The 15,855-nt window shown below is 58.2% G+C and carries 16 protein-coding genes; 6 read left to right on the top strand and 10 right to left on the bottom strand.

Translation table 11 applies throughout. The features are described from left to right. Positions 1-95: 95 nt before the first annotated feature. The 8 genes from HMPREF9056_RS13205 to cpaB all read right to left on the bottom strand — a co-directional run bounded on the left by HMPREF9056_RS13205 (position 96) and on the right by cpaB (position 7,881). Positions 96-740 carry a response regulator transcription factor gene (locus tag HMPREF9056_RS13205; RefSeq protein WP_087942137.1) on the bottom strand — a complete coding sequence of 215 codons (645 nt, stop codon included), beginning with the start codon at positions 738-740 and terminating at the stop codon, positions 96-98. Between the two features lie 49 nt (positions 741-789). Then, positions 790-1,995 (bottom strand): sensor histidine kinase, encoded by a 1,206-nt coding sequence (locus tag HMPREF9056_RS13200; RefSeq protein ID WP_009401674.1) that lies wholly within the window; start codon positions 1,993-1,995, stop codon positions 790-792. A 1-nt stretch (position 1,996) separates the two neighbouring features. Beyond that, positions 1,997-2,875, bottom strand: a complete 879-nt coding sequence (locus HMPREF9056_RS13195; protein WP_009401673.1) for a type II secretion system F family protein — start codon at positions 2,873-2,875, stop codon at positions 1,997-1,999. Continuing rightward, on the bottom strand, positions 2,875-3,588 hold the full coding sequence (locus HMPREF9056_RS13030) for a type II secretion system F family protein (RefSeq protein WP_050792953.1): 714 nt from the start codon (positions 3,586-3,588) through the stop codon (positions 2,875-2,877). Before HMPREF9056_RS13030 ends, HMPREF9056_RS13195 begins: the two co-directional genes overlap by 1 nt. A gap of 212 nt (positions 3,589-3,800) precedes the next feature. After that, positions 3,801-5,111: a CpaF family protein gene (locus tag HMPREF9056_RS00050; protein ID WP_009401671.1), complete on the bottom strand. Its 1,311-nt coding sequence runs from the start codon at positions 5,109-5,111 to the stop codon at positions 3,801-3,803. Then, positions 5,111-5,506, bottom strand: a complete 396-nt coding sequence (locus HMPREF9056_RS13025) for a TadE/TadG family type IV pilus assembly protein (protein WP_050792952.1) — start codon at positions 5,504-5,506, stop codon at positions 5,111-5,113. Before HMPREF9056_RS13025 ends, HMPREF9056_RS00050 begins: the two co-directional genes overlap by 1 nt. Before the next feature lie 2 nt (positions 5,507-5,508). After that, positions 5,509-7,128, bottom strand: a complete 1,620-nt coding sequence (locus HMPREF9056_RS13190) for a response regulator (protein ID WP_009401670.1) — start codon at positions 7,126-7,128, stop codon at positions 5,509-5,511. Between the two features lie 3 nt (positions 7,129-7,131). After that, on the bottom strand, positions 7,132-7,881 hold the full coding sequence (gene cpaB / locus HMPREF9056_RS13185; protein ID WP_087942136.1) for a Flp pilus assembly protein CpaB: 750 nt from the start codon (positions 7,879-7,881) through the stop codon (positions 7,132-7,134). Positions 7,882-9,787: 1,906 nt separating this feature from the next. Here cpaB and HMPREF9056_RS00035 point away from each other — a divergent pair. The 4 genes from HMPREF9056_RS00035 (at position 9,788) to HMPREF9056_RS00020 (ending at position 12,293) form a co-directional block, all read left to right on the top strand. Then, the gene (locus tag HMPREF9056_RS00035) at positions 9,788-10,489 is read left to right on the top strand and encodes a hypothetical protein (RefSeq protein WP_050792950.1); all 702 of its coding nucleotides are present in this window, start codon (positions 9,788-9,790) and stop codon (positions 10,487-10,489) included. Positions 10,490-10,534: 45 nt separating this feature from the next. Then, on the top strand, positions 10,535-11,173 hold the full coding sequence (locus HMPREF9056_RS00030) for a hypothetical protein (RefSeq protein ID WP_034513112.1): 639 nt from the start codon (positions 10,535-10,537) through the stop codon (positions 11,171-11,173). 110 nt (positions 11,174-11,283) lie between these two features. Then, entirely contained in the window at positions 11,284-11,778 is a 495-nt protein-coding gene (locus tag HMPREF9056_RS00025) for a hypothetical protein (RefSeq protein WP_253269862.1), read from the top strand. Then, entirely contained in the window at positions 11,775-12,293 is a 519-nt protein-coding gene (locus tag HMPREF9056_RS00020) for a hypothetical protein (RefSeq protein WP_034513107.1), read from the top strand. The genes HMPREF9056_RS00025 and HMPREF9056_RS00020 overlap by 4 nt, the downstream gene beginning before the upstream one ends. An 18-nt stretch (positions 12,294-12,311) precedes the next feature. On the opposite strand, the gene HMPREF9056_RS00015 is transcribed toward HMPREF9056_RS00020, so the two are convergent. Beyond that, positions 12,312-12,863 carry an OmpA family protein gene (locus HMPREF9056_RS00015; RefSeq protein WP_009401662.1) on the bottom strand — a complete coding sequence of 184 codons (552 nt, stop codon included), beginning with the start codon at positions 12,861-12,863 and terminating at the stop codon, positions 12,312-12,314. Positions 12,864-12,994: 131 nt separating this feature from the next. Next, on the bottom strand, positions 12,995-13,609 hold the full coding sequence (locus HMPREF9056_RS13910; RefSeq protein ID WP_157184952.1) for a hypothetical protein: 615 nt from the start codon (positions 13,607-13,609) through the stop codon (positions 12,995-12,997). Between the two features lie 439 nt (positions 13,610-14,048). On the opposite strand from HMPREF9056_RS13910, the gene HMPREF9056_RS00005 reads away from it, so the two are divergent. Continuing rightward, positions 14,049-15,203 (top strand): OmpA family protein, encoded by a 1,155-nt coding sequence (locus HMPREF9056_RS00005; protein ID WP_009401660.1) that lies wholly within the window; start codon positions 14,049-14,051, stop codon positions 15,201-15,203. A 10-nt stretch (positions 15,204-15,213) separates the two neighbouring features. Next, positions 15,214-15,594, top strand: coding sequence for a hypothetical protein (locus tag HMPREF9056_RS14940; RefSeq protein WP_009401659.1), 381 nt, complete (start codon positions 15,214-15,216; stop codon positions 15,592-15,594). The last annotated feature ends 261 nt before the right edge of the window (positions 15,595-15,855 follow it).

Here is a 15,855-nt window from a genome sequence, read left to right as displayed (position 1 = left end):
ATATTCACCTACACCCTATGAATAAACCTCATGGACTCCACGCAATAATTGACCCAAGAAAGCACCTAAAATCCGACAACAACCACATAGGTTGGTCAAACCGGCATCGCTGTCCCTGAGCCAGGCACATCTCCATTAACCCAAACAAGGACAGCCTCTGCCCTATTATGAACTCCGAGTTTCGGATAGGCAGCATTAAGATAATTCTTGACAGTTCTAGCAGACAAGAACTGCTCCCTGGCTATCTCCTCATTAGTCATACCCCGCGCGGCAGCATCTAGCACTTCCGCTTCACGTTCTGTCACCTTAGCGCGCAACGGATTTATCGTTTCTTGCTCCGGCCCATTCACCACAACCTCCGCAGCCTCAGGTCCAAGAACCATTCCTCCCATCAGAGCAGTCGCCAACGCCCCAGCCAATTCCCTGATGCCAATACCGCCGTGCACGAGATAACCCTTTGCCCCCCGATCCAAAGCCCGTGCAATCATTGTCGACTCACTGGAATTAGTGAGCATAAGAACGGCCGAGTTTGCAGCAAGTTCAGGTAAAGCCTCCAATCCATTCATCTTTGGCATATCTATATCAAGGAGCACCACATCAGGAGTATTCTGGCGAGCCAATGAGATCGCATCGATACCATCACACGCCTCCTCGACACTCTCCACCTGATCAATTCTACGGAGAAGTGTGACTAATCCAATTCTAACGATCGGATTGTCATCCACAACAAGAACATGCATCACATGCTTCCTTCCTCATGCTGTCTACCATTGTTATCTGCACCTAATGCTATGTATCGGGCAAAGGAACTATCATAGTGGCCGTTGTACCCGCTCCTCTTGCACTATGAGCGATTCGCAATTCTCCCCCGAACTTACGCAATCTTTCCCGCACACCTGCTAATCCGTAATGCCCCTCCAGCACCAGGTCCTCTTGGCCTCGCATCGCCTCCTGAGGACCCCTTCCGTCGTCCTCAACAACGACGGTTACCTTTTCATCAAGACAAGACATTGTTACGAGAACACCGCCTGCCTCCGCATGTTTTTCCACATTGCTCAACAGCTCTCCGAGAACGCGTTCAACATTCCAAGCCCATTCCCCCTGGGGTCGCTGCACCTGTAGATCTTCTGGCACATTAAAAACGGTGTTATGCCCGGTACGCTTTCCCCATGCCTGAATTTGACGACACAAGTGCACACTTAGATCTTGAATCTGCCCTGAAGAGTTGAGGCCATCGAGCACAGCGCGGGCCTCCCTGCTGGCTTCATCGGCTGCTTCGAAGAGTGTCTCAGCAAGTCGCCGTGTGGCCGAATCGGAATCGCCGAGATCATCCCGCAGCGCTTCAGCGAGCATACGAATCCCATGGACTGACTTGGCCACAGAGTCATGCAAGTCTCGGGCAATGAATAGCCTTTCCTCGCTAGCCGCCCGTTGGATACGAGCATCAGCGAGCTCATCTGTCAATCGGCCGGTCTGTCGGAACTGATTGCCCATCCTGAACGCCAAAATCGCTGTCATGCCGATAAAAAATAGAAAAATTACGAGAGTTAAACCATGGGCGTGAACAAAAGTTGTGCCACCCCCCAAGATGACAACAACTCCCGTGACAACGAACCAGCCCATGACCCACGGAAAGGAGCGAGTAATCCCGATCAAGACCGCAGAGAGTAGGAGATAGGCTCCCCCTAACGCTGGCGTATCGAGTCGAACAACAGACAACAGGCAAAGAAGTCCCGCTACCAACGCATCAACAACCGGGAACATCCTACCATTAAGTACAGCATTCGACACGTACTGCCAACTCCATAGAAGCAGCGCGCTCATTGGCATTGCCAGAAGCAGCATCACAGCTAAGCTAGTTTCCAGGGATTCCGAAGCCGCTACGACGCCGGTAGATGCCAGCACCCCCAACCTCGCACAGGCGAAGAAGGATACCGTGGACTTGATGGTCCCGGACTGAACTTGAGTAGCCAGCGAGACCTCTTCATGATGCATTTCAACTCCCAATTCCAGCGTTCATCAGAATCATACTTCCAAGTATGAGAATCAAAGTGGCGGGGAGAATCATGGTCGTCACTACGATGGCAATCTTCGGCTGAGCCCTAGCTGCCGCACGCCGAACCTGCTGCGCTCGTTCGCGGCGAATCTCGGACGAAATGTCCACGAGAGCATCAGCCAAAGGAGTACCAAGTTCCTCAGCCTGCAGAAAAGCGGATACGAATATGGCAACATTTTCACTTCTAGAGTTATCTCGGGCCGCAATGAAAGCATCTCGCCTAGTCACCCCTAGCCGCATGGAATAAATAGCACCTCTCATTTCTTCGGCGAGAGGGCCTTCATGGAAGGAACTCACACGTTCGACGGCTGGACGGAACGACATCCCCGATCGAACTGTCACAGACAGGACGTCCAGAAAGTCAGGCAGATCCCGGTCGATCTGCTGCGAACGTCTGAGGCCAGTATTAGTAAGCCAAACTTGCATCCAAAATGCCAGCAACAGGCCGAGCCCAACCCCTATGATCAGCTCATCAATAAGAAAGCAAAATAAAAGAACGATAATTCCTAATACAACGAATCCAGTTTCACGCTGAATGAACTTTCTTTGAGTTAAACCGGCCGGATAACCAGCTCGTTTCAGTCGACTTTCCAGTCGTGCCCTCCGTCGAGGACCGTAGGCTCCCGACAGCAGGCGACTAAAACGAAGGCCAGCCCTGTCGACGAGTTTAATAACGAGACTTCCTTTTTCCTGAGAAGCAACATTCTCCTCCATGGACAAAGACCGTGCTGCGTCATAACTGACCATCCTCACACCCTGCGCTGCGCACAAGACTAAAATAAAGGCCGCCAGAGCAGTTAATATCGACACAGGATACATCAGATATCCACCCTCGAAACGAGACGCATCATCACCACACCTCCGGCAAAGAGCACGCCTGCAACCGCCAGAGCTATCTGCCCGAGGAAAGACGAGGCCATCATGTCAAGAATCCCCGGCTTCGCTATATTCATAAGAAGAACGGCCCCCAAGCCAATGAGAATTACTGCATATCCAGAGATAGATGCTCCTAAAATGGTAGTCCCGACCTCGCGACGGAGCTCCTTACGGTCCTCCAATGATGCAGCAATGTCATTCAAGGCGCGAACCAGCTCACCACCAGCACGCTGTTGAATAACAATAGTACGAACAAGAACTCCGACTTCACGCGACGGAAGCCGCTCCGAGAGCTTTTGGAGCGCCTGCTCTACCGGCCAACCTATATCCAACTGAGTAACCACACCGCCAATTTCTTCACACGCGGGACTCATTAACTCGGTTGCGGCCATACCCAGGCATCGACGCATTGATAGCCCGGCTGAACTGCCGTTAGCCAGCAGACGCGCAAGGTCAGGAAGCTGGGCAACGAAGCGCTGGGTTCGTTTCATACGACGGTGCTCCAACCATCGGAGAAATACCAACGGAAACGTTACCGCTAGAACTGCCGAGGCGATCTTTCCCATCAGCACCTGTCCACCAGTGAGAATCACAAGAATAATAACAATCACCGCGATAAGCACTCGATCGGCGGGCCATTGAAATCCCGCTGCCATGAGCCGATTTTGCATGCCCGTCACCCAACGCGCGTTCCGCAGTCGACGCGCCAGGCGGCTGCTCATACTTGGTGATACAGATTTCTCACTGACACCCATGCTTTCTTCAAGATCTTGGGTACGCCTGCGGTCCCCAGTTAAGGTTGCAATACCCCAACATCCTATAGCCAGAGAGGCTACCGCCGAGGTCAGGACCGTCCAAGGAGCGACCATCACTGAGCACCTCCCACATTCCCAAGGAATGCTGGTACAACCTGTTCCTGTTTTTGCGTCAACCGGTGCTCCAGTCTTTCTGAGAGTGGGAAACGAGCAACAGCATTTTTTTCGGCATTTGGAGCACCGGCCAAAGAACGCATAATTGGTTGAGTTACGTAGGCTTCTCTACGCTCCGAAGTGACCTCCGATATTTCACTGACGCGTCTTGCCCCGGTTGCGTCACGCTCAAGTTGGACGATAACATCAATTGCCCCGTTGATCTGATCACGAATAGTATCAACGGGGAGGGAGACATCCGACATGGACGCTAGGGTCTCGAGACGACTGAGGGCATCCACGGTACTGTTTGCGTGAACTGTCGTCAGGGAGCCCTCGTGTCCAGTGTTCATGGCCTGAAGCATGTCTAGCGTTTCACCACCACGCACCTCTCCGACGACAATTCTGTCGGGGCGCATACGCAGCGCGTTGCGTACGAGATCTCGAATGGTAACCTGCCCTTTGCCCTCGGAGTTGGCAGGTCTAGCTTCCATTCGAACGACATGACTTTGCTGAAGGGAGAGCTCTGCCGCATCCTCAATGGTCAAGATGCGTTCTGCCTCCGGAATTGCTCCAGAAAGGGCATTGAGAAAAGTCGTCTTTCCCGTACCAGTCCCTCCAGACACCAGGATGTTCAAACGTGCACGAACCATTGACACCAAAAGGCTTGCTGCATCATTGGGGAGACTCTTACGAGCCACGAGATCGTTGAGACGAAACGGCTGCGGAAAGCGGCGAATCGTAATAGTCGGCCCGTCGAGTGCCAAAGGAGGAATAATAACATTGACACGCTCACCACCCGCCAGACGCGCGTCCACCATCGGGCTGGACTCATCAACACGACGGTTAACCGACGACACAATACGGTCGATAGTCCGATAGATTTCCTCCTCAGAGGAAAACCCTTGGGGCAACCGCTCTAGTCGTCCGGCGCGTTCCACAAAAATGTTCCCCATCCCGTTCACCATGATTTCAGTGACGGTCTGATCAGCAATGAGTGGTTCAAGGATACCAAGTCCCACTGATTCATCGACCACTCGCTCAATGAGCCGCACACGCTCCGTCGAGGACATTACTGGCCCTTCGGCGGAGAGAATACGCGACAGCATCCGTTCAAGCCGGGCACGACGCTGCGGCATCGACAAGGAGGAGACCTCATCGAGGTTAATCTCCTCCAGGAGTCGATTACGATACGTAGTAACGAGACTATCGCGCTCGTTTTCATTAGCGAGATGATCCGAATCCCGTAGAATCCTATCACGTAACGCCATCAGGAATCACCTCTGGGGAATGAAGCACTGCGCGTCACTGTTAACTCCGAACTGGTGATCCATGGAATGCCGATAGGTACGCGAGTAGTGACCGCAACACAATTCTCTCCGGTGCAATTTCTACTCACGTGGTCAATAACAACCCAGTCAGGCAGCGCCTCGGCAACCGCATTATCAACCGACATCTGATGCGTCATAGCAGCTCGGGCACCATCTCGGGCAGCAGCCTGGGTTGACGAGATAACCGACGCAGCCAAAAATCCCTGTACAACGAATAGAGTGATAAGAACGACGATGGGAATAGCAATTACAAGTTCAACTGAAAGTGATCCTTGCTCGCGATTGCGGCATGATTTGCTACCTGTAGAGCGTTCAACGCACTGAAGAGTGTTCATAATCAACGTTCCCATTGAATACTTGCGTTGTCATCGACTGGCGGAAGGTTAAAGGGCGACGGAATTGACAAACTGACATCCACCTGACTGTTATGGGGAGAACCGACCCTGAGGCCACCACCCCAGCCCCAAGGAAGGCGATCAGCAACTTTTTTTTGCACTTCTACCGGGGACATCCCCACCGCATAATAGCGCGCCGCATCCTTGGCCGCGTTAGCGGCAACCAAATGGCTGGCTCCCCAGAAAACGAGTTGGATACACACCAGAATCGCCAAGGTGATAAGAGCGAAGGCAACCGGAGCCTCAGCGAGAATCTGCCCCCGTTCCCGGTGTCGTCCCCAACCGCCTTGACGTTTACCTCGTTTGCCACGTTTATTTCGTTCGCTGCGTTTCACCCTCTGATTAGATCGACCAGACTCCTGGTTAGCACTCAAAGCACCTCTCTCAAGCATTATCGGATTCTGCGGCGGGAGAGGATTTGCTTGTGTAGTACTGCCACTACTATTAACCCATTGCGTGAACGGCCCGACAACCAGCTCAAGTGGCTGCTCTAGAACAGTGGCAGTATTCATAGACGATTCAAGTAGCCTTTCAGCTCCGGGAATCTCCATTGCCACAGCCAGACCCGTCAGGCGGCCCGCAGCGGAAGGCTGGATCTCCGCCTTACGATCTACCTTGTTCAAGATGAGGGACAGTGGAGTGGACCGGGCAATATCTAGCCGCTCCATTGATTCATGAAGGCGTCTGGCAGCGCGCAGAGAAGGAATGTCCGGTGTAGCGACAACCAGCACCTCATCAGCAAAGTCCAGGGCGGCGGCTTGGACATCATCCAGGCGAGATCCGCAGTCCAGGACGATGGCAGCGTACTGGTATCGCGTCGCTTGGATGACTCGTCGGATCTGAGGTTCCCCCATTGCTTCGCCGGCCTCTCCGTACTTAGGTGCGGCTAAGAGCATAATGCCGCCAGGTACCGGGAAGCTCGCTTCATCGAGTTCGCGTCTTCCAATATTCTCTCCCACGCCAACAAGGTCTGCCACCGATCGCCGTGGTCTGGCACCGCAGTATGCAGCAAGGTCACCGTTGCGCAGATCGAGATCGATGAGACACGTCGGTGCCCGGTGAGCAAGCTCACGCGCTAACAGGAGTGCCAGCAGTGAGGTACCCACTCCCCCTTTTGCTCCCACAACAGCGACAACCCGCCCGATCTGACGCTGTTGTTCGGCAGCAACACCTTCGACACGATGGTGGACAACCTGCGTCCAGGCCACCGCCGCAGGGACCTTTGTCGAGTAAGCCTCCAGAGATGCCGGGAGGGGAAGCACATCGCGAGCACCCACTTCTAAGGCACTCTCATAGATCTGATTACCGCGCTCGGTTGTCAGCAGTAGTGTGGCGACCAACGGCCAAGACATGCTGATCTCACGGGCCAGATCTAGGCCCAGCCCATCATTAATGTGCAGATCGACCAGAACGACGTGCCCCTCAGAATCGTCCTGAAGACGCAGACGCAAGGCCTCGGCCGAGCCGACGGCGTTAACAGCGAAGGCCGCGTCGATCTCGAGCAATGTGGCACGAACCTGCTCGACGACCTCGTGATCCTGAGAAACGATAAACAATGTCATTACTCAGTTTCCACCCTTCCCTGTAGCAGGAGTCTCAGGCGTAGCCGGAGCTGGAGCAGAACCTCCACCGTACTGGGTAGAATCAGGCCCGAGCGCACTATCATCGCCTTCACCACGCAGAGCCAGTCTTACCTTCACAGCAAAACTTTCTGCGTAGGCGACCTTGAGCGCATCCTGCGTACTCAAGGCGAAAGTTACAGGGACTCCCTTTTCATCGGTGAAATTGCCGGATTCATCCTTTTCTTTGATATCAGTAGTGACACCAACATCGAGGATAACGGCATTCTCCACCACGACATTCGCCTGCTGAGCCTTCGTGTTCGGGTCCTCGACCGTAGCGATGATGTCGACAGTTTCCCCTGAGGAGATCTTACCTGCCACGCCGGTTTCGGCATCGACAATGATGGCAACCTCACGATATCCAGATTGGAGCCCCGGTGGCGATTCGAGCATCCCAGACTGAAGCATGTCTCCCTTATGGTAGGTGCCGGCGGTCACCAGGCCGGACGTCTCTTTGAACGAGTGCAACGCCCCATTAGGCGCCCATCGTTTCGGGACCTCTTTCACCTCCACATCCGCTTCCGTCAGTGATGTCAGCGACTCCACATCCCGAGTGAGGGTGACAACAGTAGTCATCGGGCCAACCTGGCTCGCCACAGAGTTGACGTATGACAGAACCAAGCCGAAGGTAACCAGCGCCCCGACAATGGTGAAGAAGATGAGAATAATGCCTTTACGCTGACGGGGATTCATCGAATCGAAGCTCCTTCGGTGACGGGCGGTGTTTACTGTGCGGATAAGGATGCATAAGTGGGGGACTGATGAGTCCCGCAGAAGAGACATCCGGAAGGGCCTGCGGGTCGACCGCAGCAGTTGCATTCTTCGCATCCAGCTTGCTGCGCCAGAACGATGGCCATCCGGCCTGGAGCATCGGGCAGTGCGGAGCGCTCCACCCAACTGCGTGCGTTCCAGCTCGTACGGTCTAGGCGAAGGTAGATGCTCGCTTGTGGTGCAATCACCTCGAGCCCTCGCCCTTGGCCGGGCGGGTCGGAACGAGCCTCTATAGTCAGCGCTGTCGGAAGTCTGGACCAATCCACTGGGCTGATGGAAGCAACCTTCTGCGTCCTGATGTCGACATCGAAACTGGCACCCGGAAAAAAACTGCGCAGATGCTGTCTCATCGAGGGACGCCCCGCTTCCAGTCGAGAGACTGAGGTCAGTGCGACTCGCGTCTCCACTACGCTCTGCGCGGCATCAGCCACCGCCTGCGCCACACCTAGATAGGTGATCGGGATTGAGAGAAGAAGAGAAGCAATCGCAGCCTGCCGGGTTGGAGTCCCCTGGACCGTCACTGCTGCCACCCGATCATGCTCCGCAACAGCACGAGCAACCCGCGGCGCGCGACTCCTGTCTCGAGGGCCACACATGATCAGAACATCCTCGCTGGGGTGATGAGGGATGAACTGGCACGCTTCCTCAAGAGTATCTGTTGACCTCACACCCGGGGCAAACTCCGCGACGCTGATGCCTGCAGTCAGGAACATAGTGCCCACCTCGACTGCCAACCATCTGACACTCGAGGGCTCCCCGTCTGACGGCGAACTGAGAGACTCCATCCATCCAAGGTCGCAAGCCTTCGGAGTCTCAAAGTAGATCTCTCCACCACACAAGCCCTTCTTGCAGATAGCAATCAAATCGCAATCTTTCAGTTGCATCGGGGACTATACCCGAAAGTACTCGCTCAGGGGCTGGATGCTTCAGCACCCCACATGGGCATCTCTCCCCACCCCTGGAAGCATCGCAGCACCTATTTTGGATTTAAGATATACCTATAAACGCCGTTGTCTCACGCACCTACCTCGCGATCGCCTTGTGTCTTATCGATAGCCACACCGAATCGTATTGTGGCTTTGTACTACCGCGATGCTATGCGGACACCACCCCCTGAGGTAGGGGTGAACGCCCCACCACCGCCCCACCCCTCTCATCCACTTCCCAGACCTCCAGGGATAGAGTCACAGGCCGCCATTGTGAGCGCTGTCGCACTGCGATGCTCCAGGTATGATCGAAACTGACCCAGCAGGATCTACTCCCAGTTCAATCACGCTCCTGCGCAGAGAGACGAAGAACATCCTCGATGGAGGCACACCCCTGCAACTGGACGCAGCCCCACACTCCGCAACGTTGGCACCAGCCCGCATCTGTCCGTAGAGTCTCGGACAGATAACGGTATCGACCCCGACGACACCGCTGCACCTGTCGCCTCACCGAAAGGACGCACTCCGTGCGCCGCCGTTCCCACGCTCCCCAGTCAGGCTGGGCTGCCGTTTCAGCACTGTTCGTAGGCGTTTCGCTAGTCAGCATCCAACCAGCTGACGCAGCGTCGGACTCCGGCACTGACCAGGACGTCGACACCACCAGTTCGCTGTCCAGCGGCTACACAGTAGAAGGCCCCAAGTCCAACCCAGTCACCAAGCAGGTCACTGAGACGCGAGCTCAGCGAGCAACATCGCAGTGCTTCAATCAACGCACGTGCGCCTCAGCCTCGTCTCAGCAGGTCAACACGCAGGCGGAGAATGTCGGGGCCGGACGAGTCAAGCACGGGCATCCTTCTGCAGCGACCCTGCCCGACTCCACGGTCGAGTCGTCAGCTGGATGGTTGACCATCGGTGGAACGTCGTCAGGCAACACTGCTCAAGGTGCGGCTCCTTCCGAGCCCTCAGTCACCTATCCCGTTCTGACTGTCAGCGGCTATGTCGCCTACCGGCGTGCAACGACTACCGAGCCCAACGGAACCGGTGCGGTCAGCCACACGTTCTCCTACAAGGCCGACATCCCCGTACCGGAGCACAGCCAGGAGGTCGACTCCGCGTGGAACACCTTCGGCATCTCCTCTCCCTCCGCAGGTCAGCGCATCTGCTTGGGCAATGTCGCTCTGTCCTACGACACCGGAGGAGACCTCGACAAGATGACATTCACCCATGTCACCGAGGGCTCTGCCGACGGCAGCATCTCGGGAGTCGCAGCAGGCACAGCTGTCACCACCGTGGTGACCACAACTCTTGACGTATCAGTACTCAGCGGAAGTGATCGGGATCTCGCCAACAGCTACGCCAAATCCGTTCTGCTGTCGTCAGGCACCGTCAACGTCCCAACTGCCGCGTTGTCCGTCAGCAACCCACAGGGCTCCTCCTCCAAAAACACACTTGCCGCACTCCTTGCCACCAAGGCGAGCACCACGCAGCTCGTTGTTAACGGCACGGCGATCACAGACAACGGCGGCTTCGACGCCCTCTCCGGCAGCTGGAGCACTGATCAGCTCACGGCGGGCCGACAGCCGCTAGCCAGTCAAACTCAATAGCGACCTCCTCCCTAAAGACGCCTGATGACAACGCAAGGACAGTGCATGAAGACTTCTGTAACAGCCACAGCGGCTGCGACGGCAGCGATGGCCGCACTCGCCGTGAGTGCCTGCGGCCAGAACGGATCCTCAGACTCAGGCACCGCATCAGCTGCCGCCTCCGCATCCCAACCATCGACGTCAAGAGGCTCGGGCGCCGCGTCGTCGGACGGCATGATGACGCTTCTCCCAACCGGCAACCTCGTGATCCAGGTGCCGGGAGACGCCGTCACTGGGGCCACCACAACCTATGACGACGGCATGCAGCAGACCTACTACGACAGCAGAGGAGGCTCCCCTCTCACAGTTGCTGTCGAGTACTACGCCGCCGGCGTCAAACCAGCGGCAAGCGTCCTGGCCACGGAGCAGCAGTCACTGACCGCCCAGTCCATCCAGCCCACGGTCACTCCCACGGAGGTTCCTGGCGGAACCGGAGGGAACCGCTTGGACTGGCAGACCACGGCGATCCCGCCATGGCTGCAGGACCGTAAGACCGCCGAGGTCCCCATCACGTGTGCGGGAGTCATCGTTGACGGACCGAGCGGTGACAGTTACGGGGTCTATGTCTTCGCCGATCCGAAGAATCAGGAGAGTCTGGAGCGCATGTCGTCCGTCCTCTCATCCGTGGCGGTGAACGCCTCATGAAGCGCCGTCTCCTCATGGCCGTAAGCGGTATCGCCTCGCTGAGCGCAGTCGCCTCATGCAGCAGCTCACCAGAAAAAACGCCTGTTTCAGGAATGACCTCGGTCGATGACGTGAAGCAGCCGCAAGCCCCGTCCAAGGGTCCTCAGGACGCTCCCAAGGAGTGGACCGGCGTGAACTTCTCCGGCATCTCTCTCAGTCTGCTGTCTTCTCTTAAGGGACCCACTCGGCGCAGCGGATGGCCCCCGTATGTCGTCTCCTACGACCTGCAGACCAACGACACCAGCTTCGAGCAGCGGGTGCTGCTCTCCGGCATCGACGCGAGCACCACCGCTGACGGCATCAGGCAAACCGCCAATCTCATGAGCTCCTACCTCTTTGAGAACTACTCGGAGATCGGCCGGGTCTCCTGGGAGGCTGACGGGAACACACCCGCCACTGAGAGGGTCGCCTTCTACTGGGGGCCCAACTCATCCTGGCTGGGGTGGACCTGGCTGCTCGCCTCAGAAGTGGGGACCGGCGTTGTCACTCTTCTGAGCACTGCCCTGGATGACGGCCTTCGCAACGGCATCGAGAACACTCTCACTCTGACGAGGCAGCAACAATGACGATCCAACGACGACGCGTACTTCTCACAGCCTCGACGGCCGGAGCCGCAGCGCTTCTTGCCAGCTGCTCCTTGACGAAGCACCCAGGCCCGGAAGGTGACTGGGAGCGCCTTGAGGACGGCGACCTGCTTCTTGCGGTACCCAAGGACTGGGACCAGTCGGTGGCGCAGTCCAGCATCTGGGGCACCAAGTGGACCGACCCATCAGACAAGTCGGCCGTTCTCATGACAGCTCAGTCCGTCGAAGCGAAGGACGGCTACCAGGCCCTTGACCTCGCGATGAACGCCGCCCGGGCCGTCACTCGCGGGTACCAACCCGTTGGCTCGAGAACAGCCATCACCAACGGATCCATCATCCTGGCGCAGCAGCAGTACCAGATCACCTGGCCCTATCAGAAGAAGGGCTCCCTGTGGGCCATCAGCCGGGACTCAAAGATCTGCCTCGTGGACTTCTCAGGCGCCAAGATCACCGACAAGCAGATCTCAACCGTGGGCCAGTGGATCGAGCTGCGCTGACGCGTACACATCCGCCTCTCACCCCCAACGCACGTCCACGTGGCGGTTGGCGGCCTTGCCGGCCTCGTTGACGCTGCCGTCCTCGTTGGTTTCGGAGGCCACAGGCTCGCTCTCCCCCTTGCCGGAGGACTGCACGTTCAGTGACGCCACCTTGGAGGTCAGGTAGTCGGCCACTGCCTTGGCACGCCGCTCGGAGAGCGTTTGGTTGTAGGCGTCGTCGGCCACGGAGTCGGTGTGTCCCACCACGGTGACCGTGGCCGGCGGCTTGCCGTTCCAGCGAGTGACGATCTCGTCGAGCACCTGCTTGGCGCGGTCGGTCAGGGTGGCCGAGTCGACGTCGAAGGTGACGTCACCGGACAGCGAGGCCACGGTCGTCTGGCCGTCCGAGGAGTAGGTGACCGCACTGTCCGAGCTGCTCGATCGCGACACCGGAGTGACAACGCGGTCCACGGTCTGAGCCACCCTGGGGTTGCCGGGGCCCGCGCTGCCGGGCTGCTTGACGATCGTCGTCGGATCGGCTGTGGCACTCTTGGTCGCAGCCGCCACCGGGCGGCCCGCCAGCGGCGCCACAGGTGAAGCGGCAGCTCCAACGGCAACCGACCAGGACACGGCACTCACAGCAACGACTGCTGCAGCACACACCCCAGCCCGACGGCGATGTTCGACACCCATCGTCCACCTTCCAGAGAGTACCTGCTGTCTCATCGGGCCACCGCCACGTTGCTGAAGGTACCTCCGTTCGGAATGGTGACGGTGACACTCTGCGCCTCCGCCGGGACACCGGTAAAGGTCGCCTGGAGCGCAATCGTCTGGCCGGGCTTGATAAACTCAGAGAGATCACCGGAGCACAGGCAACCGCCCTGGGAGTCATAGGAGACACGGTAAATGCTCGAGGAAGATGGCTCGATGAGCGTCAGACCATCAGCATTGCTCGTGCTCCCTCCCGGGCTTGCATTACCACTGGCCTGAGGAACTGAGTCATCTCCATCGGAGAACGAACTACTGATCCACATGTCATCCTTCTTGTCATCATTCGTCACCGAGAACATGACGGTCACCGTCGTTCCTGCACCGGACACAGAGTTCAGGGAAACAGTGCCGGACTTACTGTCAATAGTGGTCGGGTGCGACTCGATGACCGTACCGTTACCGCCATTGCCACTCGCCCCGGCCTGCGCGGACTTCGGCGCAGATGCCGACGTTGACGCACCTGATCCTTTCGAGTTCGATCCGCCTCCCAACTGGCAGGACGCCAGTGTCGCCGTCAGGCCGATGGCACTCACAACGGCCAGAACTCGCTGAGAAACAGTCATCATGATGGAACCTCCACTGCTAGTTCTCAGGCCACCTCAGCCTGAGGAATGCCAGAACTCTAAGCAGCATTCTTCATCCAAGAAATGGGGAGGCTCTCACGGGGAGATAGCGTGTAGTACACGGATACATCCGGGGTCCCCATGGGATATCCGGAGTACCCGGGGACTCCCCGTGGAGCGATGGGTAGTACATGGGTAGTCCCCCTTGCCTCAGTAACCCCAATGCGACTACGTTCCGTTTTAGACATTCCAGCATTCGTACTCAAGAGCCCCCATGACGTCAGAATTTCAACATTCACCCCGCGTTGATTCGACGAGGTCTTCTCGTCGGTCTTTCCTGGCTCTCTCGGTCTTGACGGGGGTCGGGTTGCCGGTGCTGACCGGGTGCAAGATCCCCGGGTGGTCGAAGAACAAAGGCGGACCCACTTCATCGTCAGGTTCCTTGGCCTCAACCGGTGGTAAGGCCAAGGCGGGTAGCACTGACTGGCAGGAGCTCGATGCCCACGTCATGGGCCACAAGGTCGCGGTGCGGGTCTCCCCCGTCATCCGCAAGGACGAGGCCACCTCGATCATGGCGCTGGAACTGACTCGCGCCAAGGACGACGCTTCCGTCGACCGCGTCAAAACCAACTCCTCCGGCTCAGAGGGCAACAAGCTCAGCATCTCGAACTATCTCGGATCCCCGTCCATCTATCGCCCAGGCACCGGCGCTTCCCTAGTCAAACTCCTCAACCTGGGCTCCGGACGCGTGTGGAGCACCACCGACGGTAGCGGCGCCAACGATAACGGATTCCTGGAGGTCACCCCCGGCGAGCAAACCACTTCCTACCTGTCCTTCGGCAAGGTTGACACCGACACCGTGACCGTCATGGTCCCCATGGCCGGCTTCACCACCGTCTCGGTCCTGGAGGCGGACGCCGCCAAGAAAGCAGGCGTCGACTTGAACGCCGCCAGCAGCGAGCTCGACCAGTTCCCAGGCGCAGCCACCGAGCTCGCCGCCCCCGTCGCCATTGAGCGCTACACCCGGGCCCTGGACGACTCCACCAGCACCCACACCGGCGGGCAGGATATCACCGTCACCCTGGCATCAGATGTCACCTTCGCCTCCGACTCCGCTGACCTCACCCCCGCAGCCGACACCCAGCTTCAGACCGTCGCCGACCAGCTCAACCAGTACCCTGACGGCGGCACCTTGAGCATCGTGGGCCACACCGACGACATCCAGGACGACGCCTACAACCAGCCCCTTTCCGAGAAACGCGCCAACGCCGTCAAAGACCGGCTCCAACAGCTCACCACCCTCGACAAGTGGAGCCCTACCACCACCGGCAAGGGGGAGTCCGAGCCCCGTGTCAAGGAGACCACCGACGAGGCTCGGGCCGCGAACCGAAGAGTCGAGATCACCCTCACCCCCACCGGCGGCACCACCGCCCCCAAGAGCAGCACCACCACCGCCACCCCCCGGCAACGACGGCGGCAAACTGCCGGACCCGCAAGGCCCCGTCGCCAAGGGCTCCGAGGGCGTCACCCTCACTGCCAAGGGCACCGACACCAGCGGAGAGGTCACCATCACCCTCGATCACCTCACCCGCACTGACGGGTACCTGTTGGGAACCGTCACCTGCACTATCAAAGACGGCTCCACCGGAGCCCCACTGCACCCACTGCTCGAAGATCCGCAGAAACTCCTAGCCAACCAGCGCGACGAGGACGGCAGCGCCCTGCCAACCTTCAACGCCAGCGACGGACTGACCCTCATCGCCGGCGGCGAGCGCATCTTCCCCGCCGACTACCTCGACGCCGCCGCCGAGCAGCACCTCCCCCTGAGCGAACTCAACGTCTCCGACGATCTCAAGACCGGCGTCACCACCATCTGCGTCGTCTGGCCCGACCCCGGCGGCGACACCATCACCCTCGACCACCAAGCCGACAAGAGCACCAACGACAACGCATACCGCCTCACCGACATTCCCGTTAAAAACAGCTGACGCACCCGAGCCGCCGAGCGGGGAGGTCGTCCTCGTCCTTGCGAGAGGGAGAGACAAGGACGAGGACGACCGGCTTCTACCACTCCCCCAATCCGGTGCTCCACCGATGCCTGCACCGTAGTCAGCAGGGCACCCCGCGGGCCATGGGCAGATGCCCCCGTGGAAAACTCGTGCAGTACCCGGGGACGCCCCAGACACTCCCCGTGCACCCGGGTACAGCCCGGACATAGAACGGCGTCGGCGGCCTCCTGCGCAGGAGGC

Origin of the sequence: Actinomyces sp. oral taxon 170 str. F0386 (assembly GCF_000195595.1) — a bacterium.
GTDB lineage: Bacteria > Actinomycetota > Actinomycetes > Actinomycetales > Actinomycetaceae > Actinomyces.
The sequence above is the reverse complement of the archived record's forward strand: the minus strand, read 5'-3'. Positions and strand labels throughout refer to the sequence as shown.